The 26,963-nt window shown below is 44.5% G+C and carries 17 protein-coding genes and 1 tRNA gene; 10 read left to right on the forward strand and 8 right to left on the reverse strand.

The features are described from left to right. The first annotated feature begins 3 nt into the window (after positions 1-3). The 7 genes from P5V12_RS06515 to P5V12_RS06545 all read left to right on the forward strand — a co-directional run bounded on the left by P5V12_RS06515 (position 4) and on the right by P5V12_RS06545 (position 8,989). Entirely contained in the window at positions 4-738 is a 735-nt protein-coding gene (locus tag P5V12_RS06515) for a DUF4194 domain-containing protein (RefSeq protein WP_316956540.1), read from the forward strand. Further along, on the forward strand, positions 738-4,382 hold the full coding sequence (locus P5V12_RS06520) for an ATP-binding protein (protein WP_316956541.1): 3,645 nt from the start codon (positions 738-740) through the stop codon (positions 4,380-4,382). The genes P5V12_RS06515 and P5V12_RS06520 overlap by 1 nt, the downstream gene beginning before the upstream one ends. 169 nt (positions 4,383-4,551) lie before the next feature. After that, entirely contained in the window at positions 4,552-4,965 is a 414-nt protein-coding gene (locus P5V12_RS06525; RefSeq protein WP_316956542.1) for a hypothetical protein, read from the forward strand. A 411-nt stretch (positions 4,966-5,376) separates the two neighbouring features. Then, positions 5,377-6,609: a hypothetical protein gene (locus tag P5V12_RS06530; RefSeq protein ID WP_316956543.1), complete on the forward strand. Its 1,233-nt coding sequence runs from the start codon at positions 5,377-5,379 to the stop codon at positions 6,607-6,609. Positions 6,610-6,985: 376 nt separating this feature from the next. Then, positions 6,986-7,309, forward strand: a complete 324-nt coding sequence (locus P5V12_RS06535; RefSeq protein WP_316956544.1) for a cupin domain-containing protein — start codon at positions 6,986-6,988, stop codon at positions 7,307-7,309. A 24-nt stretch (positions 7,310-7,333) separates the two neighbouring features. After that, positions 7,334-7,843 (forward strand): M23 family metallopeptidase, encoded by a 510-nt coding sequence (locus tag P5V12_RS06540; RefSeq protein ID WP_316956545.1) that lies wholly within the window; start codon positions 7,334-7,336, stop codon positions 7,841-7,843. Between the two features lie 327 nt (positions 7,844-8,170). After that, complete coding sequence (locus tag P5V12_RS06545) at positions 8,171-8,989, forward strand: universal stress protein (protein WP_316956546.1); 819 nt, start codon at positions 8,171-8,173, stop codon at positions 8,987-8,989. A 78-nt stretch (positions 8,990-9,067) separates the two neighbouring features. Here P5V12_RS06545 and feoB read toward each other — a convergent pair whose 3' ends face one another. From feoB to P5V12_RS06570, 5 genes are all read right to left on the reverse strand, one after another. Beyond that, positions 9,068-11,182, reverse strand: coding sequence for a ferrous iron transport protein B (feoB, locus tag P5V12_RS06550; RefSeq protein WP_316956547.1), 2,115 nt, complete (start codon positions 11,180-11,182; stop codon positions 9,068-9,070). Further along, positions 11,179-11,406 (reverse strand): FeoA family protein, encoded by a 228-nt coding sequence (locus tag P5V12_RS06555; RefSeq protein ID WP_316956548.1) that lies wholly within the window; start codon positions 11,404-11,406, stop codon positions 11,179-11,181. Before P5V12_RS06555 ends, feoB begins: the two co-directional genes overlap by 4 nt. Positions 11,407-11,768: 362 nt before the next feature. Beyond that, on the reverse strand, positions 11,769-14,657 hold the full coding sequence (locus P5V12_RS06560) for a hypothetical protein (RefSeq protein WP_316956549.1): 2,889 nt from the start codon (positions 14,655-14,657) through the stop codon (positions 11,769-11,771). A gap of 131 nt (positions 14,658-14,788) precedes the next feature. Next, complete coding sequence (locus P5V12_RS06565; protein ID WP_316956550.1) at positions 14,789-17,812, reverse strand: TonB-dependent receptor; 3,024 nt, start codon at positions 17,810-17,812, stop codon at positions 14,789-14,791. A gap of 361 nt (positions 17,813-18,173) precedes the next feature. Further along, positions 18,174-18,746, reverse strand: coding sequence for a nitroreductase (locus tag P5V12_RS06570; protein ID WP_316956551.1), 573 nt, complete (start codon positions 18,744-18,746; stop codon positions 18,174-18,176). Positions 18,747-18,892: 146 nt separating this feature from the next. Between P5V12_RS06570 and P5V12_RS06575 the strand changes: the two genes are divergently transcribed. Together P5V12_RS06575 and gltX are read left to right on the forward strand one after the other, a co-directional pair. Continuing rightward, complete coding sequence (locus P5V12_RS06575) at positions 18,893-19,522, forward strand: hypothetical protein (protein WP_316956552.1); 630 nt, start codon at positions 18,893-18,895, stop codon at positions 19,520-19,522. Between the two features lie 152 nt (positions 19,523-19,674). Next, entirely contained in the window at positions 19,675-21,168 is a 1,494-nt protein-coding gene (gene gltX, locus P5V12_RS06580; protein ID WP_316956553.1) for a glutamate--tRNA ligase, read from the forward strand. Between the two features lie 55 nt (positions 21,169-21,223). On the opposite strand, the gene P5V12_RS06585 is transcribed toward gltX, so the two are convergent. Both P5V12_RS06585 and P5V12_RS06590 read right to left on the reverse strand, forming a co-directional pair. After that, complete coding sequence (locus P5V12_RS06585) at positions 21,224-22,339, reverse strand: PepSY-associated TM helix domain-containing protein (RefSeq protein ID WP_316956554.1); 1,116 nt, start codon at positions 22,337-22,339, stop codon at positions 21,224-21,226. 89 nt (positions 22,340-22,428) lie between these two features. Next, complete coding sequence (locus P5V12_RS06590) at positions 22,429-24,546, reverse strand: TonB-dependent receptor (RefSeq protein WP_316956555.1); 2,118 nt, start codon at positions 24,544-24,546, stop codon at positions 22,429-22,431. A gap of 180 nt (positions 24,547-24,726) precedes the next feature. Here P5V12_RS06590 and P5V12_RS06595 point away from each other — a divergent pair. Further along, a tRNA-Ala gene (locus P5V12_RS06595) sits at positions 24,727-24,802 on the forward strand. A gap of 535 nt (positions 24,803-25,337) precedes the next feature. On the opposite strand, the gene rtcR is transcribed toward P5V12_RS06595, so the two are convergent. After that, a complete protein-coding gene (gene rtcR, locus P5V12_RS06600) occupies positions 25,338-26,930 on the reverse strand; it encodes an RNA repair transcriptional activator RtcR (protein WP_316956556.1) in 1,593 nt (530 codons plus the stop codon). Positions 26,931-26,963 lie beyond the last annotated feature (33 nt).

Below are 26,963 nucleotides of genomic sequence, written 5' to 3' on the forward strand. Positions count from 1 at the left end.
TCTATGTTAGATGCCTATATTGAAGAACAGCTGAAAACGCTGAATATCTCGCGTAATGAGTTTTCTGAGCTTGTCATTCGCTTGCTCGATTACGGTGTTATCTGTCGCAACGAAAGTCAGATTGAAGCAACCCTTTACGATCGCTTTTTATCGTGTATGGAATTAGTTGAGTCCTACTTATCGTTTATTGCTGTGCGTTTACAGCACGATAAACAGTTTGCTTTTGTTCGTGTCTATCCGCCTGGGTCACAGGTTCCCGGTTTGGCCGATGAAAATGATCAACCATTTAACGGCGGCTTTCGTACCCGGCCAACACAGCAGGAAGTGGCGGTTATTCTGGTATTGCGTGCGGAATATGAAAAGTCGCTACGGGAAGGGCAGATTCAGGATGATGGCTGTTCATTGTTGTCGCTCGAAGGCTTGGCTATTGCGATGAACAATTTGCTCAAGCGAACGTTACCGGAAAGCCTGGTGGAAAGAAAAAACATTTTTCGTCGCCTGCGCCAGTTGCGTCTTATCCAGTTTAACTCGGAAGACGATTTGGAAGGGGATGAGGGCTGGATAAAAATTCAACCGGCAATTACCAGCTTTGTCACCGACGAGGTGATGCAAACTTTGGGGGGCGATGAGCTCGTCGAAGAAAAAAATAAACAGGCTAACCCTTCCGGTAATGTCTTTGATGACGATGATAATGAAGTAACACCCAGTGAGCTGTTTAAAGATGGGGGAGAGGCCTGATGTTTTTAAAAAAACTGATTCTGGTGAATTGGGGCAACATCCCGCAGCGCGAATTTGAATTTGGCCCGATTAATTTATTTTCCGGTGGTAATGGTTCTGGAAAAACCACCGCAGCCGATGCGATTCAAACCTTAATGACGGCGGCCCACGAAAACCTGTTTAACTACAACCCCGGTCAGGATGAAACCACACAAAAAGGGCGAGGGGGCAAGCAGGTTCGTACATTAGCGTCATACGTGATGGGCTGTGACGACGGCAGTTATGCTCGATTAGATACGTCAGATGGATATATCGCAGGGGTGTTTCACCCCACCCAGGGAGAAAATGCTTCACCATTTACTGCGGTAATGTGCATGCGGGCCTTTTTGGATCGAGCTGGAAAGCAAACTCAGGCCCGTTTAGATAATGTAAACTTTTTAATTGTCACGGACACGGAATTAAATCTGGCGCACTTTGTTCGGGAATTTCCCGATGGTAAACATATAACTGAAACCGCCCATATTGCAGGCCTGCTGAAAAAAGAGTTTGGCAGTAATCTGGTCGAGGTGTATGACAAAAAAGGGGTGTATCTTAATCGTCTCTACGGTGTGTTAAGGGGGAAAAAGGAAGCGGTTCCGGCCCGTGAAGCCAAACATGCCGCACGTACTTTTTCCAATTTTATGGCCTATAAGCCAGTAAAAAGCATCTCCGAGTTTGTTGCTAGAGAAGTATTGGAACCGCGTGATTTGGGTGATGCTATCCGCAATGTTTCCGAACTGATGAAAACCATCCATCAAATGGAAGCGGATGCAAAAACCATTCGCGGTGCAATCGAAACTTTGTCTAATGCGGAATCCTATACCAAACGTTATGTGGACACCTGGATCGAAGGCAATGTATTGCAATATACCGATGCCAGCCGCAGTTTGTTTTTAAAACAAAAAGCCTATCGGGATACTAAACGTCTGCAGTCTCAAATAAAAAGTGACTTTGACGAAAACTCCGAAAAGCTGACTATCTGCAATGAGCGTCAGCGACAGTTATACGATCAGCGGGTAGCCCTTGAAGCCAAACGTCAGGGCATTAATGCGCTGAAAACCAAAGACGATTTAGAACAATCTGTGGAGCAGTTTTCCCGTGAATTGGGAGAGCGTGCCAAGCCGTTGTTGGTTCAACATCAGCAGATGGTAAAAAACACAGAGGCCACGCAAAAACTGGTTGAAGCGCTCAGCAAAAGCTCATTGGCGGTGCACATTCCCGAGTTGGAAGATAAGCATTTCCGGCAGGCTGCGAAAAAAGTATTGGAGAATGAAAATACGATTGATATTGATATCAGTCGTATGTTGTCCAAGGACTGGGTGGGAATCGAACAAATCGAGCAACAGCTGGATTCCTTTATAGCGTTTGAAGCTAATCTGCAAAAGTGGACTGAGTTACTGCATAAAGAAGAAGGCAGTGGCAAAAAAAGTATACGCGACCAAATTGCCATCCAGGTTTCCCTGAACGACCAAAAATACCAAGCCATGTTGGGGCGTCGTGGGCAAAAAGAAAAAGAAATTCTGCGCCTGAAAAATCATAAAGCCAATTATCCGGTTTATGTCGAAAATGCATTGAATGCAATTCGCAAACAATGCCCGGAAGCCAATCCACAAGTGTTGTGTGATTTTATTGAAGTGACTGACCCGCAATGGCAGATGGCAATTGAAGGCTATATTGGTGGTGCGCGTTTCTCCATTCTTGTTGATGAAGAGTATGAGGCCGACGCGATCCGCATAGTTCGTTCTTTGTCTGATGCCCGACGAAACAATGCGCGTGTGATTCAAGGTGGGAAAGCAAAGCGTGATGCAGACAGATTAACCCATGCCGATAACTCTCTGGTCAGTGTTTTGGAGTTCAGCCACAAAACCGCTGAGTACTATATTCGCGCTTCCTACGGCAATGTGCTGTTAGTGGAGGATGCCGAATCCCTGAAAAAAACCGCACGTGGTTTAACTACGGAAGGGCTGGGTGCTGGTAACTACAGTATGTGGCGTTGCGATCTGGACGACAGTGAATTGGTTTTTGGCCAGGGTGCTCGGCAGCGAGCTATGCAGGCAAAGCGCGATGAACTGGATCGTTTGCTGATCGAACAAAACGCCTTTGAGACTAGTGTGCAGCAGGTTCACACCATTTTTCAGTTGGTAGACGGGATTAAACCCGTTGCTTGCGCGGAACTGTTGCAGGATATTTGCCGAATTCAGCGGAAAATTACCCACGCTGAAAATGAATTAGCCCGGCTTGACCTCAGTGATTTTAAATCACTGGAAGACGAGCTGGAAAAAATTAAACAGCAATCTCAGGAGCTGGAAGCTCAGTCCAGCGAATTACAGCAGCAGATTGGTGTTGCTACGGAAAAAAATCGACAAATTGATAAAAAGATTCGCGAGCAAGTCGACAGTATTGAAGAACTGCAGGCGGAGCAGGAGCGTCTGGAAGAACGTATTCGTAAAATTGGTAAATTGTACCCCGACTTTGACGATGAGACCGCTTTGCAGGCGGCCGATACACAAGCAGGGCAAGCTTCTGCTGACTTTGATTTTACTGATCAGCTTAAAACCCTGGCCCAGTCCCTTGAAGAGATTGAGCGTAAGCTCTATCAGGTAGTGACGGAACATAATCAGAATGCCCAACAACACAATCAGATTGTGTATAGCATGGGCATAGGCGAGCGTCATGGCGACGAGTTTTTCCTGGGGGTAGTAGCACTTGGGGGAGAACTTGTGCGTTTGCTTAATACATTAAAAAATAATGTATTGGTGAATAAGTACGGTCAATTGGAAAAGTTAAAAGAAAGTTTTAACACGGCGTTTGTGACCAATCTGTGCCATTCGATCTATCAGGCCATTTGCCAGGGTAAGCGAGTACTGGAAGAACTAAACCAGGAATTGGAAAGCCACCGCTTTGGCGCGGATAGAGAGCGCTTTTATTTTGGTTGGGATTGGATGCCGGAATATAAAGAGTATTGGCGTTTCTTCAAGACCATTATCGATATGCCCAACCTGGGCGATGGTACCAGCTTGTTTGATGCCGGCTTACCGAAAGAGGCGTGTAAAATTCGGGATAAACTATTCGAGATGCTGCTTTCCCAGGATGAGCAGGTTGCTCTGCGTGAATTAACCCGAATTAGCGATTATAGAAATTATCGTCAATATGAAATTTATAAAGAGCCGGAGGGTAAAGCGCCTATTGCCTTAAGCCAATACGGTACGGGCTCTGGTGGGCAATTGGAGACGCCTGCCTATATTATTCGTTCTGCGGCAGTGACTTCGGCGTTTCGCTTTAATGAAGGCAGTAATCATTTACGCATGGTGTTGGTTGACGAAGCCTTCTCCAAAATGGATGAAACCCGTTCACGTGAAGTGATTCATTACCTGACTGAAACGCTCGGTTTACAACTGATTTTTATTATGCCCACAAGTAAGTCCGGGCCGTTTATGGATTTGATCAGCAATCAGTTTGTATTTGCCAAGCTGCCTTCTCCGACACCTGTAGGTGAGTTAAAAACTTGTGTGTTGGTGGATCGTAAAGTCTGTAATCAGGAAAAAATTAAAGCACTGTGGGCCAATCATCGTAAAGCTATTCGAAGTCAAGCCAGCTTGGATTTTATGGAAACCGTGCTTGAATGAGACATATCTTAAGTGCCTTTGTATGCTCAGCTGGAGAAAGTATCTCTCCGGCTGAGTATTATCTTACCGTTATTTGATCTTCTTCTTTTATTCTTCTAATTACCGCTTACCGGATTTTTCCTTTGCTAAACTTGGTGGAAGGGCAACGACTATTCGGAGGAAGTTTTTAATGCCTATTGGCTATGTGATTTTGGGGGATTTGGAGCTTGTTATCGCTAAAACTTGGGGGGTTGTGTATGACGAAACCGTATTGAGTCATCTAGCCTCTTTAAAAAGCGACCCCGATTTTAAACCGACTTATTCAGTTATATCTGATATTCGGGATATAGTCGCAAATAATGTATCCCAATCTTTTTTGTCCGACTTGGCTGCGCGTAACCCCTACGATAAAAAAGCAATGCAGGCAATTATTGTTCGCCAGGACCCCGAGAGGAAAATGGCCCATCAGTGGGGGGTGAGTTCAACCAATGCCAACGCTTATTACAAAGTTACGGATAGTCTCGACGATGCTATTGTTTGGTTGGGATTGTCGGCCAAACGGCAATTAATTAATCTCGCTCTTAGTGAAATTCCGTTGGATTAGTGTTGAGTTTATTTTCGATTCACTAACAGATTTGTCGCATTTGTTTTTTAATGTAATAAGTGTCACCCTCCGTTTCTATGGCTTAAACCTACTTAGACGTATTAATGCAGCGTGTTATTCCGTTTTTGTTGCCTATTTTATACTGTGTATTAACATTTTATTTTTGTATTTTATATGTGGTAAAAATGAGAATTATTTTCGATATTTCAAGGTATTGTCTGATGTTAAGTGAATCACAATACCTATAAGTATCGTGGCGTGATTTTCCAATTTTTTCAGATTTGTTAAAACTATTCATATTTTATTTTCTTTATCGGCTATTGTGGTGCTGCTCAGCCGGGGTGAATTTTTAGTTTCTAAATATTCAGAGACATGGGCAAACAATCATATTTCGATAACTAGGAATAGAAGATGAAAAAAATAATTGTTTTATCCGCTTTATTGCCTTTAATTTGTGCAAACAATGTTTTTGCTGATGGTGGAGTTTCTGATGAAGCTTCTCTTATGCAGGCTATTGCAGAAGCAAACGCGAACCCAAATATCAAAAAAATCCGTTTTGAAGAAGACGCGCATATCGTTTTAAACCAACCCGTAGTTTATTCCGGTACACAAGATTTGGTCTTGGTTGGTCACGGCGCAACGATTGATGGAGCTTCAGCCGGTAGTTTTGTTCTGGATCAGGATCTTACTGCGGTTACAGAGGATGGCACTTTTGTTTTTAATACTGCGGCAAGCATTACCATTAAAAATTTAAGCGTATTGAACAGCGCAACACGCGGTATTGTGGTCAATATTCCAGAAGATGCAGTTGGTGGTGACCAAGTTGTGAACTTGCACAAAGTGGTGGTGCGTAATTCTGCACTTTATGGTTTGCATATTGATGATAACCGAGATGAGTTTGATGATGGTAACTTTGGTTCTGCCATTGGCTTAGAGCTTAACATTAGCAAATCCAGCTTCACTTTCAATGGTATTGGTGCTTTGGATTTTGACGGAATTCGTGTGGATGAGCGTGGTGACGGCGATATCATAACCACTATTCGTCAATCTGTTATTAGTGATAATGGCGGTGACGGCATTGAGTTGGATGAAGCCGGGCGCGGTGATGTTATTACCACCGTAATTGATACCATCATCGACCGAAACGGTTTTTATAACGCAGAAGATTACGATGACGGTTTCGACATTGATGAAGGTGATGAAGGAAGTATCTGGGTGAATATGATCGGCGTATCTGCTGCTGATAATAAAGACGAAGGTCTTGATTTCGATGAAGCGGGAGCGGGTAGCGTTAACATCAGTGTGCTTGATACCGAGGTGTCTGGCAGTGGCGACGAAGGTTTGAAAGTTGACGAGGCTGATGATGGCGATATTAACTTTGCCTTGAAAAACGTCGAGTCCGAAGAAAACGGTGATGACGGAATCCAGTTCACTGAACAGGGTGCTGGGCAAATATTTGGCTCATTGACTGGTGTTGAAGCTGAAGACAACGCCAAGTATGGCGTAACGATTGGGCAATGGATTGTTGAAGATGAGCCTGCTCCAGCAGAAGCCGCGGGTCAAGTTAGTGCTAGCGATGTAGAGTTGAGTGGTAATGCTTCAGGGGATATTGTGAAATTGAACAATGTTGACCTTGTTCAATAAGAAACGCCCTATTATTTACTTTATCGAACCACCTCTTCTAGAGGTGGTTCGTCTTATGTTTTTTCTCTGATACTGAATAATCAGAGGTCCGTGTTAAACCTTGTTACCTTTCCCTGCGCCTTTATTACTGTACTATCGATTGATGGATTGATTTCTCTTTTCTTAAATACTGTTCATTTGTATAACTATACGTACTTTTGAGTATTGTTTTTTTGGACAGACTTTTTTTGCTAAAACACATTGTTGTCTGGAAGTGAAATACTCTTTTAGAAAGTTCATTCTGAATGTTTCATTTTCTTTTATGTTTATTGTTGTAGTCTGTATCCCACCATTTATACTCTGATGTTTTCATAGCTGTTTGCATTTGGTGGTATCTATGGATAAGCCTGGAAATATTTATCAGTTCCTGCCTGGGAATATGAAACAGGAGCATTTCGAAGACATTGTTCGTTCAGGCTCTGTTCGAATCGAGAGAATTGTTTCTCAAGGCCATTCTTCTTCTGAAAATGAATGGTACGACCAAGAGGAGAATGAGTGGGTAATGGTTATCCAGGGAGCCGGGAAGATCAAATATGAAGATGGGGTAGAGATATTACTTCAAAAAGGGGAGTACGTTACCATCCCGAAACATGTTCGTCATCGAGTATCCTGGACTGATCCTAATCAGAAAACGATTTGGTTAGCCGTGTTTTATTCGTAAACCGTATTTATTAAGTGTTCTTCTATGTGGAAATTAATTACGTTAGTTTTTGGCTGTGCGGTCCTGCTTGGTTTTTTATTCCCCGAAGAAAACCACATTCCTGTTGTTGGTGCAAGTGTCAACGATTGGCATAGGGATACGTTTTGGTTTGAGCCTTGGGGTACCTCTGGTGTTCATAAAGGTATTGATATTTTTGCTGACAGGGGAGCGCAGGTTGTCGCACCAACTGGCCTGATTCTCTTGTATCGGGGAGAGTTAAGTAAAGGCGGTAACGTTATTCTTGCCCTTGGCCCTAAATGGCGGCTTCATTACTTTGCTCACTTGCATACTATCGATCGCCGTGCTGGCGTTCTGTTATCGTCGAATGAAGTGATTGGCGAAGTGGGGGATACGGGTAATGCTATCGGGAAGCAGCCGCACCTCCATTACTCTATTGTTTCTCTCATACCTTATCCCTGGCTGGCTGATGGTTCCAGTCAGGGCTACAAAAAAGCGTTTTACCTAGACCCGGGAAAGTATCTCAACACCCGGTGACAACCACATACCGAAAGGTAAGCTGAGCCTGGTTTCTGTTTTGTTGTCGATTTTTACGGAATTTTTGCGTTTTATAATAGGACGCTCTGGTCAATCGTTGGACACATTGAGGCTTTATTATTCTACTGGTTGAAACAGATTGACTGGGGGGCAAAACCGGTTACAGTGGCATCTATGATTTGGTTTGTCAGCAAATTTGGCATCAATCAACTATGCTAACCCATTATTTGGTTATCGTAGCGCTTCCTTAACAAGTTCGCTTTATACCTTGCTGAGGCAGTCGAGATGTACATTACTAACGTAATAAATAGGTAAACAGGAGATAATATGTCTACACCCGAAAAATTATTGGTTGTGGTCGACCCTAGCCAAGATGATCATATTGCGCTTCAGCGTGCGCTTATTACTTCACGTATTCGCAAGCCTTGTCCTGAGTTGCATGTGTTCGTTGCCATAGACCCTGAGTCCGTAGACACTCGAGCCTGCAACGACAAGCTTTTCCGACAAGAGGACTGGTTTGACCGCTCTGTTCGAACGCCGTTGGAAGAGGCCGGTATCAAGTATGAGCTGGAGATCTCCTGGTCAACCGAGTGGCAGAAGTCCATTCTGAACCAAGCGCGTCGTATCAGTGCGGATAACATTTTTATTCCTGTTAAAGGTAAATCTGAAAAACATCGTTTTAGCTTGCCAGAGTCGGTATGGTCGCTATTGAAGAGTGCTCCATGTCCTGTGGTGATGGAGCGTCCCGGTGGGAAAGAAAAGCGTGAAACTGTTTTGGCTGCCGTTAACTTCCAGGCTACATCCGATGTCCAGCGTGAGCTAAATAACAAGATTCTGGAGCAGGGTAAGCGTTGGGCTGATGGCTATAATGCTCGTTTCTGTGTGGCAAATATCTACTTGGATTCTATGAACTACCCTGACAGGGGCAAGCTTGCCAACCAAACCGGCTTACCTCCAGAAGATATTTTTGTGAGACAAGGTTATACCGACGAACAAGTTTCGGCACTGGCAGAAGAAATCGATGCTGACTTGGTTATTATGGGGACATTGGGAGCCAACGGTATGCTGAAATCTTACCGCGGTTATACCGCTGAGCGTTTGATTGCGGCGCTTGATGTGGATGTGATGGTGATTAACCACGAATAATTCCACAAGCTCTATTGAAATAAAAAACGCGTTCAATTGAACGCGTTTTTTTAACCTGAAAAATATGATTCTGTTTAGTTAAATGGGCAGGTTAACAATCGGAATTTCGTTCGCGTATTGTCTTCTAACCCGGCGAACAATGAGCTTATAGCTGGCGATTAAAACTAATGTGCTGCCAACAAACCAACTTCCCGAAAAGAGGGGGGTTATCATTAGCTGGCTGACCTGCCACAGATTACTGGCGAGCCAATAAGACAACAGCAGGCTCCAGATGATAGAAAACTGCAACCAGCCGTGTCCGGCTTCTTTTTGCATTACCCCGATAGTTGCAACACACGGAGCGTAAAGCAAAATAAAGGCGAGATAACAAAAGGCTGCCCATGCGGAGGGAAAGAGCGCGATCATGGAGTCGTAACTGGATTGCTGTACTCCTTGCTCTTCTGCCGCTGCGTCCTGGTTGCCTACATTACTCGTATCAATGCCCAGAGGGTTGAATACCACGTCAGAAAGCCCTTTCGCGTTTTCAGCAATGGAGCCAAGCGCCTCCATAAAGCCTGCTGCAAAATCGGGTTTTTCGTTTGAGTCGTTTTCTGTTATCTGTGGCGGTGAATACAGGGTATCCAGTGTGCCGACAACCACTTCTTTGGCAAATAAGCCGGTAAACAGACCAACTGTTGCGGGCCAGTTATCTTCACCAATTCCCATTGGCTCGAAGACTGGCGTAATCACTTTTCCTGTATATGAAAGAACAGACTTTTCACTGTTTTGATTACCCCAGGTGCCATCCATCCCCCAGGATTGGAAAAGGGCGAGTACAAGAACTACGGCAACAATGCGCTTACCTGCACGGAATATAAAGCTATTCAGCCGCTGCCAGCTTTGCGTGAGTACATTACGCATAAGTGGTCGATGATAGGCTGGCATTTCGGTCAGGTTTGACTGGGTTTCCCCAAGGAATAGGGATTTGCGTAATAGCCAGGCGGAAAACACCGCAACAGCAATGCCCAGTACGTAAAGAAGGAATATTGCGTTTTGGGCTTGATTGGGGAACAGCGCAGTACCGACAAAAACATAGACTGACAACCGTGCCCCACAGGACATAAACGGAGCGATAAAGATTGTTGTCAGTCTCGCGCTGGGGCGGTCGAGCGCGCGCGAGGCCATCACTGATGGAACATTACAGCCAAAACCAACAATAAGCGGAATGAAGGCTTGACCGGGAAGACCAATCTTGGACATCACACTGTCGATGACAAACGCTGCCCGGGATAAATATCCGGAGTCTTCCAGTATTGACATACAAAGGTATAAACAACCGATAACAGGGATAAATGTACAAACAAGTTGGATACCTGCAAACACCCCTTCCGAGATAATCGCGGTTAGCCAGCCAGGTGCGTTGATACTGGTCAGTGCCCAGCGGCTGCCATCGATCAACCACGAACCGAGCCATATATCGAAGAAATCGATAAATATCGAACCGACATTCACCGATATGGAGAAAAGGGCATACATCACCAATAAAAATATGGGAACGGCTAACCATGTGTGCAGAAGCCAGCGATCTATTTGTTCTGTACGTGTGGTTTCTTTGGTGTAAACAGCAACCTTGGGTGCAAGGTCCCTGAGCGCCTGCATGGTAATGGGCTCCGGCGTTTGCTGTTTACTTTGCAGTTGTTCTGCGGCGGTTTGCTTAAGCTGTTCAATGCCTAAACCTGTAGAGGCCGATACGCCAACAACGGGATAACCGGTAGCTTCGGAGAGCAGAGGGAGATCCAGCTCAATACCTTCTTTTTCAGCGGTATCGAGCATATTGACGGCGATGACAAGAGGAATGTTCAGAGTGTTTAACTCTGCCAGCAACATTATTTGGCGAGCGAGCTGTGTTGCATCGAGGACAAAGATAACCAGACTTGCTTGCTGGCTGGTGAGATATTCCTGAGCTACTTTGGCATCTATGCCGCCACCTTTACCTGTTAGTGTGTAAATGCCAGGAAGGTCGACCAAGCAGTGGTGCTGGTCAGCAAGGCGAACTTTACCGTCTTTTCGTTCCACTGTGACGCCAGGCCAGTTGCCAGTGCGTTGTCGCGTGCCGGTCAGTTTGTTGAAAAGGGAAGTTTTACCGCAGTTTGGGTTGCCGATTATGGCGATTTCAGCGGGGGTTTTACGTTCGTGTTTGTCTGATTCTATCAAGCTATTTTGACCTTGATTTGCTGTGCGTCCAAGTTGCGTACAGCAAAAAGAGTATTCGTGACTTTCACTTGGAGAGGGCTGCCACCTGGGGCTTTACGTAATACGCGGACACTTGCTCCTGGCTCGATACCAAGAGATTGGCAAAAGGACGTAAAATCTTCCTGGCCACCGCCAGTACAGGTTATGTGAGCGTGTTGTCCGATAGCTAGCTGGTCAAGTGTCATGTTTTTCTCTCGAGTTAAAAGATATTACTGATGAGAAGTATTCGTGTTTACATTTTGGCTCTTTGCACTACCAAAGTCAATTTGAAACTCAGGTCAAATAAGAATAAATCGTATATAAGTTATTACGGAAATACCTGACAGTTCAGGCTGAGCATACAATAGTACAAGTGTTGCCCGAGGGGTATGAGGTGGGTCAATTAACGCGCTGACTACCTTTATAAACTGGCTCTTTTCAGGGATACAATTTATGAGTCTTTATTGGCTAAAACGTGTGTGGAAGGTCTATCCATTCTCTTAATACAAAAAAGCCGGCCCAGGTTTTGGGCCGGCTTTGTTTTCCTAAGTAAGCTTAGGGATAAAGCTTAAGGTGCTGGTGCGTAATTGGTTATTGCATCGTCTAGAGTGTTTTCTAATGTCCAACCTTTCCACCATGCCGCATTTTCGGTTGTGCCAGGAGCTACTGCGCCGATGTAGTCGGTTTGCTCAAAGGTAAAGCCAGAGCCGTTGTTTGTAGCGGGTATAGTTGCTGCTGCACCCAGGTCTGCTTCTGTTTGAGTAAGAGCGAATGCGCTGTCTACATTAACTGCGTTGGCAACCGCATTGTTTGCTGTGTCAGCAGTGCGTTTGTCATAGAAGCCGTCTGTACACTCACCAAGAACATTGTTCAACGTCACGTCAGAGTCAACAATTGTTGTGCCTGGACCGTCGCCATCAATGTCTGAGTCGTCGATTCGAATACAGCCCGTGTCAAAGCCGGCAACAGCAGTATTATGAATCGCAACGGTTAATGAACCGCGCAAACGCATACCTGGTTGTTGACCCTTAGAGTGAGCTGCGTTGTTGTTAACGGGGCCACCCAGAATAGTGATGTTGGCGAGTGTTGCTTCTGTTTGAGGAACATACTCGTCATCAGAAGAGTTCGCTTCAATACCACGAGGGTCATTGCTACCCGTTGGTTCGGTTTTGTTCTGGTCTTTAACAATGATGCCGTACTGGATATTACCTTTGTAGCCTTCGTCGAAGTCGATGTCGTCATCGTCGTTACCAGTCAAAACAACGTACTTGGCGTTAACTGTTCCACCGAACCACTCAATACCATCATCCAGATTGTTGTGAACGTGGATGTATTCGATGGTTGTGCCGCTACCAACACCTTGAAGTGTCAAGCCGTTGATTTCGTTGTTCGGACCAGCAACCAGACCACCTTCGGCGATGCGAACGTAACGGATAATACCGCTGTTATCACTCGGTAGGTTGCCACCGTATACCGCAACTTCGGTGCCGCCTTCGCCTTCAACATTACATACTGTGCCAGTACCGTAACATGGGCCCGTGTTACCAGCACCGTATTGTGGAGCGAAACCTTGGATGATAACGCCACCCCATTCGCCTAGGCCGTCGTAGTTAGCGTCCAGAGAGGAGAAGGTAATTGGCTGTGCTGCAGAACCGTTCGCAATCAACTGGGAGCCACGTGTTACCAGAAGTGCGCCATCGTCATACGCTTTAACCTGAGTGCCTGGCTCAATGGTAAGTTTTACACCCGCAGCTCGAATCGCAGTCACGTCATCGCTGTTGGAAACATTCACGTTCCCAGCACCAACGGTTACAACGCCGTCAAGACGCCACTCGTAGTGAGATTCGAACGTGTAGTCTTTGTCGATTGTTCCAGATACGTCACAAGTAAGAAGAGAGTGGTTACATGTCACAAAAGAGGCTTCAGCCGGCGGATTTTCGACATTTGCGTCAGCAAGCACACCTTCAAGTACCCAGCCGGCCCACCATGGTGTTGTGGCTGTAGGGTCAACAGCACCAACATAGGCAGTATCGTCGAATACGAAACCGGAGCCATTATCTGTTGCAGGAATTGATTGAGGTGCTCCTAGCTGAGCAGCAGCTTCAGTAATAGCGTAGTTTTCGTTCAGTGTTAACGAGACCGCTTGAGTGTTAGTTGTGCTATCAGCATCACGCTTATCATAGAATCCGTCAGCACAGTCACCAAATACGTTAGTAAATGTAACGTTGGAGTTCACGATTGTTGTTCCAGGGCCGTCACCGTCTATATCAGAGTCATCAATTCGGTAGCAACCAGTATCAAAGCCTTTCACTGCAGTGTTATATACGCTTACAGTCAAAGAACCACGTAGGCGCATACCAGGCTGTTGACCTTTAGAGTGGGCTGCGTTGTTGTTTACCGGGCCGCCGATAACGGTGATATTGGCAAGTGTTGCTTCTGTTTGAGGTACATACTCGTCATCAGAAGAGTTGGCTTCTACACCACGAGGGTCGTTACTGCCAGTGGGTTCTGTCTTAGTTTGGTTTTTAACAACCAAGCCGTATTGAATATTACCTTTAAAGCCTTCGTCGAAGTCTATGTCGTCATCGTCGTTGTTAGTAAGAACAACATACTTCGCATTAACTGTGCCACCGAACCACTCTATACCGTCATCAAGGTTATTGTGGACGTGGATGTATTCTACTGTGGTACCGTGGCCAACACCTTGAAGTGTTAAACCGTTAATTTCGTTATTTGGACCAGCAACTAATCCACCTTCAGCGATACGAACATACCGGATGATACCGCTGTTGTCGTCTTCTATGTTGCCGCCGTACACGGCAACTTCAGTACCGCCTTCACCTTCAACGTTACATACTGTGCCAGTACCGTAACATGGGCCTGTGTTACCAGCGCCATATTGAGGAGCAAAACCTTGGATGATAACGCCACCCCATTCACCTTCACCGTCATAACCGGCATCAAGCGAAGAGAAGGTAATTGGCATTGCTGCTGAGCCATCAGCCATCAATTTTGAGCCGCGGGTAACAAGAAGTGCACCGTCGTCAAATGCTTTAATGTGAGTGCCTGGCTCAATAGTAAGAGTAACACCCGCTGCTTTGATAGCTGCAACGTCGCCATCGTTTGCAACATTGACGTTACCAGAACCGACAGTTACAACGCCATCTAAGCGCCATTCTTTATTCGCTTCCAGTGTGTAATCCTGGTCAACTTTCCCGGCTATCGTATAAATTGCTGTACCGCTCGAGTCAACGCATGAAACAAAGCTGGGTAAACCTGTTTCACAACTTGATATAACACCACTTGAGCTACTTGAAGAACTGGAGCTGCTGGATGAGCTTGAGCTACTTGAGCTACTAGAACCGCCGCTGTTGCTATTGTCGCTGCCGCTGCATGACGCCAAGCCAAAAGCTGCAGAAACAACAAATGCTCCTAAGGCCAATTTTTCTTTGTTCATTGAGTTGATCCCAATTTTAGTGAATTTAAAATCTTAAGCTGTAAATAGGAAAAAGAATTAAATGACATAATTCCTAAATGAATGTCAGCTATGCATTTTTTAACGTTTTTCTGTTTAGTTTTTATGACAAATTACTCAAAGTTGTAAGACAAACTTACAGAAAGAGACGTACCATTTTTCCAGCTCTCAATGACTCGATCTGATTGTGTGTACTTAACTTTTTCATTTGTTAAATTTTTAATTTTTGTTTTAATTTTTGTTCTTTCACCCAATAAAATTTCGTAGTTAAAATCTACAGTTAATTGGGCTGCTTCATAGATAACTTCTTCTGGCGCTCTGGTGGCGACATCGATTCGATCATCAAAGTAATTCAATAACAGCGTGACCTTTTGTTCCGTTGGGAAGTGATCAAATCCAAGCTGGATGTTGCCTAACATCGGGGATTGCCCTTGTAGTTCACGTTTGTCATCCAACTGAAGGCGTGCGCTGTCTTCGCTCAGGATTACCTCTGAATCGATAAATGCCAAGTTGCCGCTTACGAATCCGGAAAAGTTGTCTGTGCTTAAAAATTCGTAGTTAACGTCTAATTCAATTCCGCTAATACTGGCTTCTTCTTCATTTCTCCAGGTTCTTGCTGAGGAGGCCGATCCCGAACCGTCTGCAACGCTGACTTCTACTGGGTTATCAATTTGTTTTTCAAAATAGGCTAAAGAGATACTGTTTTGTTCACCAAAATAGTAATCAATACGTAGGTCAGCATTTGAAATTTCGGATTCAACCAAGTCCGGGTTGCCAATCCACGCATCTCCCTCGTCGTCATAAAACTTAGACGGAGTCATTTCTGTTACACTCGGGCGAGATAGCGTATTAGATGCCCCGGCTTTTATTTGCCAGCTGTCAGAAGGTCTATAAGTAATATTTAATGAGGGATATAGATCGTCCGTGGATAAATCAATATCTGGTCTTGGTGCATTCGGGAGAGAGATGATGTGCTCGTATTCCTCTTGTCTTGCACCGAGAGAAAGCGTGAGTGTTTCTTGATAATGAATATCTGAATTTAGGTAATATGCTGTTGTCTCAGCATCTCCTTTTGTCATATCTGAATTGGTTGTGGTTGCGTTTAGTCTGAAGGCATCGTTGTCGAAATTTTCTGGTTGTAGAAGGGTTTCCAAGTCTTCGTTGAGAGAAATTCTATTACTACCTTGACGAATACCGAAACGGACAATTTCGTTCTCACGTTCTTTCTTGTTGTATAACGCTCCTAGCTTGAAGTCAGATCTCCAGCTATCATCAAAATCAATAGGTAGTAGGTAATCGAAACCTGCGTCGTATGCGGTTTCATCCAGCTCTGACCACATGCGCTCAACAGTTGAGAAAGATAAAAAGTCGCCGAAGTAGGTATACGTTCTTCTGTCTGGAATATCGTTGGTGGTTTTTGAATAGGCAAGACGAATATTTAACTCTTGGGTTTCAGTTAAATACACTAGACCAGAAAGCTGTTCTGCAAAAACTTCCCGCTCCTTCCACTCCAAAACGGTTTTGGTATAGTCGTTTTCTTCTTTTTTATTAAAACCGTCTGTAATAGAGGTTCTCTTATCGGTATCACGGATAAACAGAGTCTTGCTTTCTAGTTTGTTGCCGTTGCTAAGTTCAAATCCTGTAGTGAAATAACCATTGAAAGCTGTATTTATAGTGTCAGTCGTCTTATCTGCTGATACATCAATATCATCGAGTAGATAATCTGCTTTAGATTGATATTCTTTGTCGAAAGATAAAGATAAAAAATTTCCCAATGAGCCAATTGATGTGTCAAGCAATCCACCTAGAGAATAGGAAAGGCCGTGATTAGGGCTGGCTTCAATTTCAGCAGGTATCCATTCATTTTCAAGAGTATTCGCTAAGTTTGATGCGTCTTCACGAGAAATGCAGTTAGCTTGTCCTTCAATCTGGCAGATGCTGAAATCAAGCCCGCCGTTTGACTGTTGATACAATGCTGGCGTTAGTTCACGGTAGCCATCGTCTATACCAAAGTAGTCAGAATCTCCGCCTTGGTAGGTATAGGTATCTTTTCCTGTCGTTTCAAAGTTATAGCCAAAGGATGCACCAATTTTATGCTTAAACTGGTCTGGCATACCTTGTGTTTTTATCAATAGACTACCGGCGGTTGAGCTTGCAGGAAGGTTAGCTGTAAAGCTTTTTTGAATTTCAATTCCGCTAAGAACATCCGCAGGAAAAAGATCAAGTTCTGCATCGCGTTTAAAAGGGTTGGTTGTTGGCATTAAGTTGCCATTGAGTGTGGGTGCGACGTAGCGACCTTGTAATCCTCGTACAACGGCGTATTTACCATCGACAATTGATACTCCCACAACTCGTTTTAGCGCAGAAGCAACGCTTGAATCGCCAAAACGAATAATTTGTTCCATATCAATGGCATCCACTACGGATGTTGCCATGTTTTCAACGGTAAAACTGGATTCATTTGTGGGTGTATATTTACCCAGAATTAGTACTTCTTCAATCGGTGCTGCTATGTTCATTTGCGATGATATCGGGGTTGAACCTTTCTCACGCATTTTTACGACAGCAGCAGTGCCGATGTTTGCAACGATACGAATATCGTGAAAGGTTTTTTCTGCAAAGTCTGGGTGAGATACAGTTAAATCGTATATACCTCTAGGCAGTTTAAATGCATAGTTTCCGTTGCTATCTGTTGTTGTGCTTTGGTTGGTATTAGATAACTGAATTTGTGCGCCAGATAACGGATTACCATTTGGGTCTTGAATTTGCCCGTTTAAAAATCCTATCGCTTTCAGGGCGTTGTCGCCTGTTTTGTATATGTGTATTTGAGGTTCGTTTGTTTTAGAAAGAACCACACTCACTTCTACATCTTGTTCGGCACTAAGTTGGAATTCACTGGTTGCTATAGTTTCGCCTTCTCGGACAATCGCAACTTTTTGTTGGCCAGATTCACCAATATATGTTGAGGCTTCACCTTCGTTGTTGGTTTTTCCAATTGTCTGTCCATTTATTTCGACATCAATGCCTTGCAGTGGGTTTTGGTCTACAAATACAAAAATATCTGCGTCGCCAGCATGAACCTGGCTAAAGGTAAATAATGATGCTGCGATTGCGGCGCTTAATGCTTTTTGTTTCATGTTAATAACCCTGTTTACAAAAGCTAGATAAATTGTCTTATTCAAAGAATTCGAAATACATTTAATATGTATCGATGAATACCGAAACAATGAATTTCGATAACGCGGATTAGCTTATATTGCATGTTCGTTAAAGAAATATTACGAAGATGCAAAAAAGCAAAAGATATTTTGGCGTCAGATTGTTTAATTGAGCGGTTAAACCAATGGACGACTATAGGGGGGGATTGTTAAAGAAAAGTTACAGTTTTATTGGGTTTTGTTTACACAGGAAGGATGATCTTTCTCTTTTGATTTGTTGCGTACTTGGATAAAAGAAAGGGGGGAAGCCTCGGGAGTCTGGGCTTCCGAAAGCGCTACGTTATGGCTGCCAGTGAAGAATACGCTCGGTTAAATCTGGACGATTTCTTTCCGACGGTTTTTCTTTGGTGCTGCCGATATAAATAAAACCAGCAACCTGTTCCTGTGCTTGTAAACCGAGAACATTGTTTACCCGATCATTAAAGGCATACCACTCCGTGAGCCACTGGGCGGAGTAGCCTAAAAAATGTGCCGCATTTAGTATGTTTTGACACACCGCCCCAGTGGATAGTTGTTGCTCCCATTCAGGGACTTTGGGATGTTCTTGTGGGGAATAGATAACACCAACCACAATAGGGGCACGTATAAAGCGTTCATTTTCAAACTCAAGTGCTTTATCTGTTGCGTCCGGGTTTTCCTCTGCAAAGATTTTCTCCAGTTCCTGGCCGAATGCCAGGCGTGCCTCGCCCTGAAAGATAATAAACCGCCACGGGCCTATTTTTCCGTGGTCGGGCACTCTGTGAGCGCATTTTAATATCGTGTCCAGTTCATTTTGGTTTGGGCCCGGTTCACATAGGTCCCGTGCAACTACTGAGCGTCGTGTTAGCAGCGCTTGAATCTTATCTGTCGTCATAATCTCTTTGTCATAGAATGAAATGGAAAAGCTGAAAGATCGTAACAATAAAAAGACACATTTTACACAGTTAGCGTGAGAGTATTGGCATAATGTTTATAGGGTTATTGGTTCGAGTGCTACACATTTTAACGGAGGAGAGGGCTATGAACCGAGCTTGCCAAATAGGTGTTGTTGGAGGGGTAATATTATTCATATCGTTGGTTTCGTCCGATGTCTATTCTGAAACAGAGAACTTTAAGCGTTTTCGCACGGGCCTATCATTTGCATCCGCGCATGTAGAAATAGATAGGTCTCGAATTCAGAGGCTTAGTCAAAATGCATCTGCAATTGATGATGACGGCTTTAGTCTAATCCCGCATGTCAGTTTTTATATTAATCGACATTTTGGTATAGAGCTTAGCTACCAGAATTTCGAAGATGATAACTTGTTTTTTGGAGATCTATTTGACGGGTGGCTAAGCGAAAACATTGAGTATGAAATGGATGGCTACAGCCTGTTGGCTCTGGGCGAGGCTATGTCACCATATGGGCTCTTTGTTCGAGGTAAGGCAGGTACTCTCTACGCAAGAAATGAGTTAATTCTAGAGAGAAATGGTGACGTTGTTAAGGAAGAGTCGTGGTCTGGTTTTTACCCGAAAGCGGCCGTTGAAATGGGATATGCCGTTGGCCATCATAAAAGAGTCTCCGTCGAATTTGCCATAGGAGCTAGCACTGCCAAGATGGATGATACAGACTTAAATAACTACTACTTCAGTTTCGCTACAAGGTTTTAGCCTTGTGAATGAGGCTGAGTGAGGTTTGTTTGTTTTTCATACGGTGATACGGGCCAAAACCATCCAAATTCACTGATTGATTAACTCTCTGGCTCAAGGCGCGTATAATTCGCGCCTTTGTACTTTTCTATTGGCACGAGAGCAGATTATCCATGACAGTTCGCACCCGTATTGCGCCGTCTCCAACCGGAGACCCCCACGTTGGTACCGCTTATATCGCTTTATTTAACATGTGTTTCGCTAAGAAGCATGGTGGGCAGTTTATTCTACGTATTGAAGACACAGACCAAACCCGTTCCACTCCCGAGAGCGAGCAGGCGATATTGGATTCCCTGCGCTGGCTGGGCTTGGACTGGGATGAAGGCCCGGATAAAGAAGGCGAGTTCGGCCCGTACCGGCAGAGCGAGCGTAAGGATATTTATGGTAAGTACGTAGACCAGCTACTTGAGAGTGGCCATGCCTTTAAATGCTATCGAACGGCAGAGGAACTGGACACACTTCGTGCAGAACGGAAAGAGGCGGGGATTCACAGTGCATTGAAAGCATCGGATCTTAAGTTGTCCGACGACGAATTTGCCAAACGCGAAGCTGCTGGTGAGCCCTATGTTGTGCGTATGGTGGTGCCGGAGGAAGAGGGTGCATGTGAAGTTGACGATATGCTTCGTGGCAAAATGGAGCTGGATTGGGCACTCGTGGATGCTCAGATACTCTTAAAGTCGGATGGTATGCCTACCTACCACCTCGCCAATGTGGTGGATGATCATTTAATGGGCATTACTCATGTGATCCGTGGTGAAGAGTGGATTAACTCTGCACCCAAACACCTATTGCTATACAAGTACTTCGGTTGGGATGCGCCCCAGCTTTGTCACCTACCGTTATTGCGTAACCCGGATAAAACCAAACTGAGTAAGCGTAAAAACCCCACCAGTATTTTGTACTATCAACGAACCGGTTATTTACCTGAAGCCCTGTTGAACTACCTTGGACGTATGGGCTGGTCAATGCCAAATGGCGAAGAGAAATTTAGCCTGGAGCAAATGCAGGAAGTGTTCGATATTTCCCGTGTGTCTTTGGGCGGGCCAATCTTCGATGTGGAAAAACTGCGTTGGTTAAACGGCATGTGGATTCGTGAGGATCTTGATGATCAAGCCCTTGCGACAACGCTGCACGATTGGTTACTGAATCGAGAAAATCTGTTAAAAGTGATTCCACATATTAAACAGCGTATGGAAACCTTGGCAGATTTTGTCCCTTCCGTGGCATTTTTGGCCGCTGGTAGTCTACCGTTAAGTGAGCAAAGCTTTGCAAGCAATAAGCTGGATATTGAGACCCAGAAAAAAGTCCTTCAGTTTGCTTTGTGGCGCCTTGAATCATTACGTTCCTGGGAGCGAGATGAAATATTCTCATCCATGAAAGCGTTAGCCGATGCATTGGAAATCAAATTAAAAGATTTTCTGGCACCGTTATTTGTTGCCATCTCGGGTTCGACTGCATCGTTTTCTGTGATGGATGCGATGGTACTGTTAGGTTCCGACCTGTCCCGTGCACGTTTACGCGAAGCCGTTGAGGTATTGGGTGGTGCAGGGAAGAAAGTACTCAAACGTTATGAAAAAGAGTTTGCGGCTTTAAGTTCAGCAGAATAATTCTTTGCAATTGAAAGCCGCCTCAAAATAGGCGGCTTTCAATAAAATTTTCTATTTACCTAATCAAGCTAACATTACTTCTTTTCTTGTGAGTGGGATTACGTTTCCACCATAAATAAAAACCAGATAATACAAAGAAGCATGGTAGTAAGCTCAGTACTAACCAGATAAAGCGGACCGGCGTACCAGCAAAATCGCCAATATGGAATTTGTATTTGAAGTTCCAGACTCGTGTTGCCCGTGATGCCTTACTCGCATTATGAGTCAACAAAACGTTTCCAGACCCACCATCAACCCAAACATAGCTGAATGGGTGAAATTCCCCCGATGTTTTATAGCGTAATACCATGGGTTTGTTTTTGTCTTGTGGGAAGTAAATCCTTCTTAACTCCGCTTCAGGTAAGGCTTGTTGTCCATTTTTTAGCGCCAGGCCAAACTGATTGGTTCCTCCTATTGGTGCGGTTTTTGGGGGTGGCGGATAGGACACTTTGCTAAAGCTTAACCATTCAACCAGTTTGTTCACCTCCGGCCAGTTAAACCCTATGCCGGTGTAGGCTATTAAAATAAGAAAAATGCCAGCGTAAACACCGGATATAAGATGAAGTTGATTTAACCAGGGACGAAAGGGAAGCCCCGTTTTATATTTTAACCGCTTAATTGCACGTTTTCGTGGTTGTAACCAAAGGCATACCCCTACAATGATTTGCAGAATAAAAAGCAATGCAGCAATTGAAATTATATGCCTGGTCCAGTCACGATACGGCCCCGCATCCATCAGTAACCAGCGATGGAAAAAAAGTATATAGCTGTAAAAATCCTGTCCAGTAGTAAAGCGGTGAACAATACGGCCAGTAAAGGGGTCAATATTCCATTGTGTGCCATTGGCTAAGTTTGCTGTCCAAACAATGCTGTTCTTCTCAGCAATTTTTAACTGTTTAAGCTCACTATTTTCAGCTTCTGCTTGTTGCTGAAGGCTGCGTACTAATGTGTTAACGGAAAGCGGTGAATTCTGAGCTTCAACTTGCCAGTAATCAGGCCAGATAGTATGTTGAATTTCTTTGCCAAAAACGAGCAATGCTCCGCTTACGCTTAACATTAGTAAAAATGCTCCACCAATAAAGGCGAGGTATAGGTGTACTTTTAATACTTTGTTTCTTAGTGCTTTGCCCATCTGTGTATTTCAAAAATAATTTTTTTCTAGATAATAAAAAAGCCTTCTCTTGTGAGAAGGCTAAAGGGGTTGCTAACTAACGCTGTAACTTAAAATTGGTAGGTTGCACCGAGTGTTAACCATCGGCCTCGGCCTTTAGTATTGTAACCGGAGTAGGTAATCGCTTCAGAAATCGCGGGATAATAGTCTTCGTTAAACAGGTTTTCTATACCTACGTATGTACTCCATGCGTTAAATTGGTAACTTGCTCTAAGGTTAATTAAATCAAAACCGGATACGGGGCCTTCATCACCAACATAATTCCCTGCGTCGTCTGGTTGGAATCGATCACGAGAGCCTGAATTCAACCAGTCAACACTTATGTCCAAATTCTCTGATACTTGCCAGTCGATATAGGCGGTGAATTTGGGGGGTGAAATCTCTCGGCCGGATAAATATTTGCCAGCTTCTTTGTTTTTGCCTTCAATCCAGGTGTAAGTCATTCCGAAAGAAATATTATCTGACAGCGTGTAATCAATAGCTGCCTCGTAACCCCAAATATCTTGCGGTGCTCGCACAGGATCGTAATAACCGGTTACTGTGTTAAACACGTTGACCGTACCAAGTTCAGAATAGCTTTCGTAGTAAGCAAAGGCGTAGCTCAGCTTATCTATAGAACCACTAAAGCCAACTTCTTTGTTTTCAACAATAGAAGCTTCTGTTCTGACTTGTTGAATATCGGTTACGGTTGCTGCACGTAGCAGTCGACCTAAGTCTGAAACATCAAACCCTTCTGAATAACTAAAGAATGGATTAAATGCTTCAATACCGTTGTAACGGAAACCGAGGTTATAGGTTGTGGCTTCGTATTCAATATCGCCACCGGTGACTGAAACAGACCCGGTACAGACACCAGGGGCAGAACATCGATTCATGGTTTCGTAATCGGTAACACTAACGTCGATATCTTCCCTGCGTACACCGGCTTTTAATACCCAGTCCTCAGCAAAGACAAACTTCGTTTGCAAATAGGGGGCAAAGTTTTCCATTTCCATCTCCGGAACCCAAATTCGACCGTCAACTAAGTCCTGTTTTGTGGTATCACTTATGGCATCCACACCGTAAATAATGGTTGTTTCAACATCGGAGAAATTCAGGGAAGTATTAAAGTTAACTCGTAACCCGTCTTTGTCAGAAACAATTCTGGACTGGCCGCCCTCAAACCCTTGGTCAAAGTCTGCGAGGCGAGTCGAATAGAAAAATACGTTGTTAATCTTCTGTTGATATAAATCGAAAGTAAAATTGGTATTCCCGAACCAATCTTCACTAACATACTTCAGAGTGATGTTTTCATTTCCATCCGGGCCTTGTGGCTCACCAGGAATTTTTTCTCCGTTCTTTATTGCGTAGCTCTTAACGCCGGAGTTGACACTTCCGTGTACATTCACGTAATCGGTATCTTGTCTGCCTTCGTAATAGTTGTAACTCAAGCTCACAATGTTTTTATCATTAAAATTAAAACCGAACTTGGTTAAAAGGTTTCTGCTTTCCACATCAGACAAACCATACTGCAAACCAATGACATCGCCTTCCGCGTCACGCTGAACACCGTTGTTTTCCAGTACGCCGTTAATCAAATAATTGAATTGATCAATACCGCCGTCTACACCCAATTGAATACGTGTGCCCAGAGTATCTTCCGTATTGATCGCAGAGAAATTTGTGCCGAAAGCCAGCTCACCATTTAGTGAACTATCAGTGCGCGCTTTCTTGGTAATGTAATTGATGACACCACCCGCAGCGCCGTTACCGTAAACGGAAGTTGCGCCTTTAATGACCTCAATATTCTCGATAACACCGGCATCAATCGACCGAATACCCAGCTTGCCATTACGTAGTGGGGTGGATTGAGGAACACCATCAATCAAAATAAGCGGTGGACGGCCGCGCAAGTTTTGACCAGAGTTGCTACTGGAGCCCGTACTGGCGGACATACCTGGAACGCGTATTCCGAGCAAAGAACTTAGTTCCGTGTTCACCTTAATGTCTTCCGCGATTTCTGCTGCGGATATCACTGTGACTGAAGCCGGCACTTCATCAATACGCTCCAACACCCGGCTACCGGTGACAATCATTTCTTCAACATAAGGTGCCTGAACATCGGCTTGTGCGATACTTGCAGAAACCGATAGGGCCAAAGCGCATGGCTTGCTAACACGTAAACTCATTAAAAACCTTCCCCAATAAAAGCGCCTCTCGGCGAAAATAAAAATGCGAATGATATAGATTATCATTTATGAGTCAATATGTTTATTGGGGCGAAAGGTTTGGGTTTGATTGAGGTGGTGCAGGTGTTAACAAAAAGTTGACACACTCCCACTGGCTGATACAATGCGCCTCCTCAATTCGGGGCCTTAGCTCAGCTGGGAGAGCGCAACACTGGCAGTGTTGAGGTCAGCGGTTCGATCCCGCTAGGCTCCACCAAACAAACAAAACCCTCGTCCATCGGACGGGGGTTTTTTGTTTGTCCTGTAGAAGTTCAGAGAGATGGTTCTTGGCTCAGCGGTCGCGGGCAGGAAGCCCGCGTGCCGCGTAGGCATGGATGCCGAGAGCGGCCCGATCCCAACGCCAAAAACTTAACCTGAAACTTCATTTACTCATAGGTATCGTGTTAATTAGCTGGTCGAAAACTCAGTAATTTTTTCTAACTCTCCCGCAACGCTTTTTGTTGTCACCGAAGTTGCGTGACAAATACGTGACAAACCGTTATCTGGCCTTAGAGAGTTGAAGAGGGCTCTTTATAAGCAAGCTGTTGACCATTACTGGGTGGACGAGGAGCTAGCGTCATATTTAGTCCAATATGACGCCATGGCTGTGTTAAGAATTTTTAATAAGTTGCGGCGTAGAAAGAACTTTTATATGGCTCCAGCATTGAAGGCCACCGCTGTAGAAGCATTGAAGAAGCTTAAACGGCCAAAACAGGCAGAGAAGCTACAAAGCTCAACGTTGTAATAGTGCCTCACCGCAACTCATCAAACGAAACGCCATATTTTTCCAGAAGCTGTCGAATGCGATGCGAATCATTGGTCGATTTTTTGGCTGTACGGCTTAAGTTAAACAGTGTTCTGCCTGCTTCGGCCATAGAGCTGGAGTTTCTACATACATTTGTAATGCCAGCCAAAATAATTTGGTCGTAAAGGTCGAGTTGGCTAAACCTTGCATCACCTAACAGTTCTCTTGCCTGTTCAACCTGGTTTTCACCTGCTTGGGTAGAAGTTTTCCATTTTGCTTTTAATCGGCTTATTTCTTCCTTTACCAAGTTTGCGGTTATGCGCCCGCCATCGGCCAGAGTGCCCATGCGGGTAATACTTGCATTCAGGTCTCTGAAATTGGCGGACCACTTTGCTTCGGGGGATTGGCTAAATCTTAGGTAGATGTCTCTAGCCGTTTTATTGAAGCTGATTAACTGACCTCTTTTGGTGGCAAATTTCTCAAGCTCATATTCAATGTTGGGTTCAATATCTTCTGGCCTTTCTCTTAGGGAGGGAAGGCAGTATTCCCATAGGTCTATTCTGGCCAGTAGATCCTCTCTGAATTTGCCTTCGCGGGCAAATTTTGCTAAATCTCTATTTGTGCCGGCAATAAGCTGAAAATCACTGCTGGTTTCTTTGTCTGCGCCAAACGGAATAAACCTTTTATCTTCTATTGCTCGCAGCAGCATAGCCTGTTCGTCCAGGCCTAACTCGCCAACTTCATCGAGAAAGAGAAGACCTTGGTCTGCTTCTTTTAATAGTCCGGGTCTGTCAGTGGTTGCGCCAGTAAATGCCCCCTTTTTATGGCCAAAGAGTGCAGACATGGCATTTTCACCGCGCAATGTTGCGCAGTTAACTGCAACAAGGTTGCCTTCCAGATTGCCTCTGTGTTTTCTAAGTTCGTATACCCGTTGCGCTAGTTGAGATTTACCTGCCCCAGTTGGGCCTGTTATCAAAATAGGTTCGGTTGAGCGAATGGAGACTTTCTCTAATTGCTCAATCATTGCGTTGAATTTTTTATTATTGGTTTCAATGCCGCCTTTTAAGTAAGAGGTGCCTTCTGTGTGTTCTTTTTGAAAGCGGGAAGCAATTTGGTCATATTTTGAAAGATCCAAATCGATAATTTGGTATTCACCCGCATTGCCACTTTCTTTTCTGGGGGGAGAGGTTTGAAGTAATTTGCCGGGGAGATAGCCAGCTTCCGTCAAAAGGTACAAGCATATTTGGGCAACGTGTGTGCCTGTGGTGATGTGGGTTAGGTACTGTTCTCGGCCAGGTTTAAATGTGTAGCCTCTGCAAAAATCAAGAAGCTCGCTGTAAACCGTTTCAAAGTCCCACGGGTTTTCAAAATTAACGTAGTGATGAACTACTTTGGTTTCAGGTGAGGCGTGCTGAACATCTTCTGTTACTTGGTCTGCAAGGCGCTGGTGGTTTTTGTCTAGTACAAGGTCGAGCCTGTCTATCAGTAGGTCATCATGTTGGAACATAGAAACCGTAGGTCGCCATTTGTCCCAACGCTTACTGCGCTTGCCTCGTTTGTCTAGCACGGTGCCGAGTATGCTGATAGCGACAGTTTTCATGGGTTCTCCTTGCATGTGTAAGGTATCAAATAT

Origin of the sequence: Teredinibacter sp. KSP-S5-2, assembly GCF_032773895.1 — a bacterium.
Lineage (GTDB): Bacteria > Pseudomonadota > Gammaproteobacteria > Pseudomonadales > Cellvibrionaceae.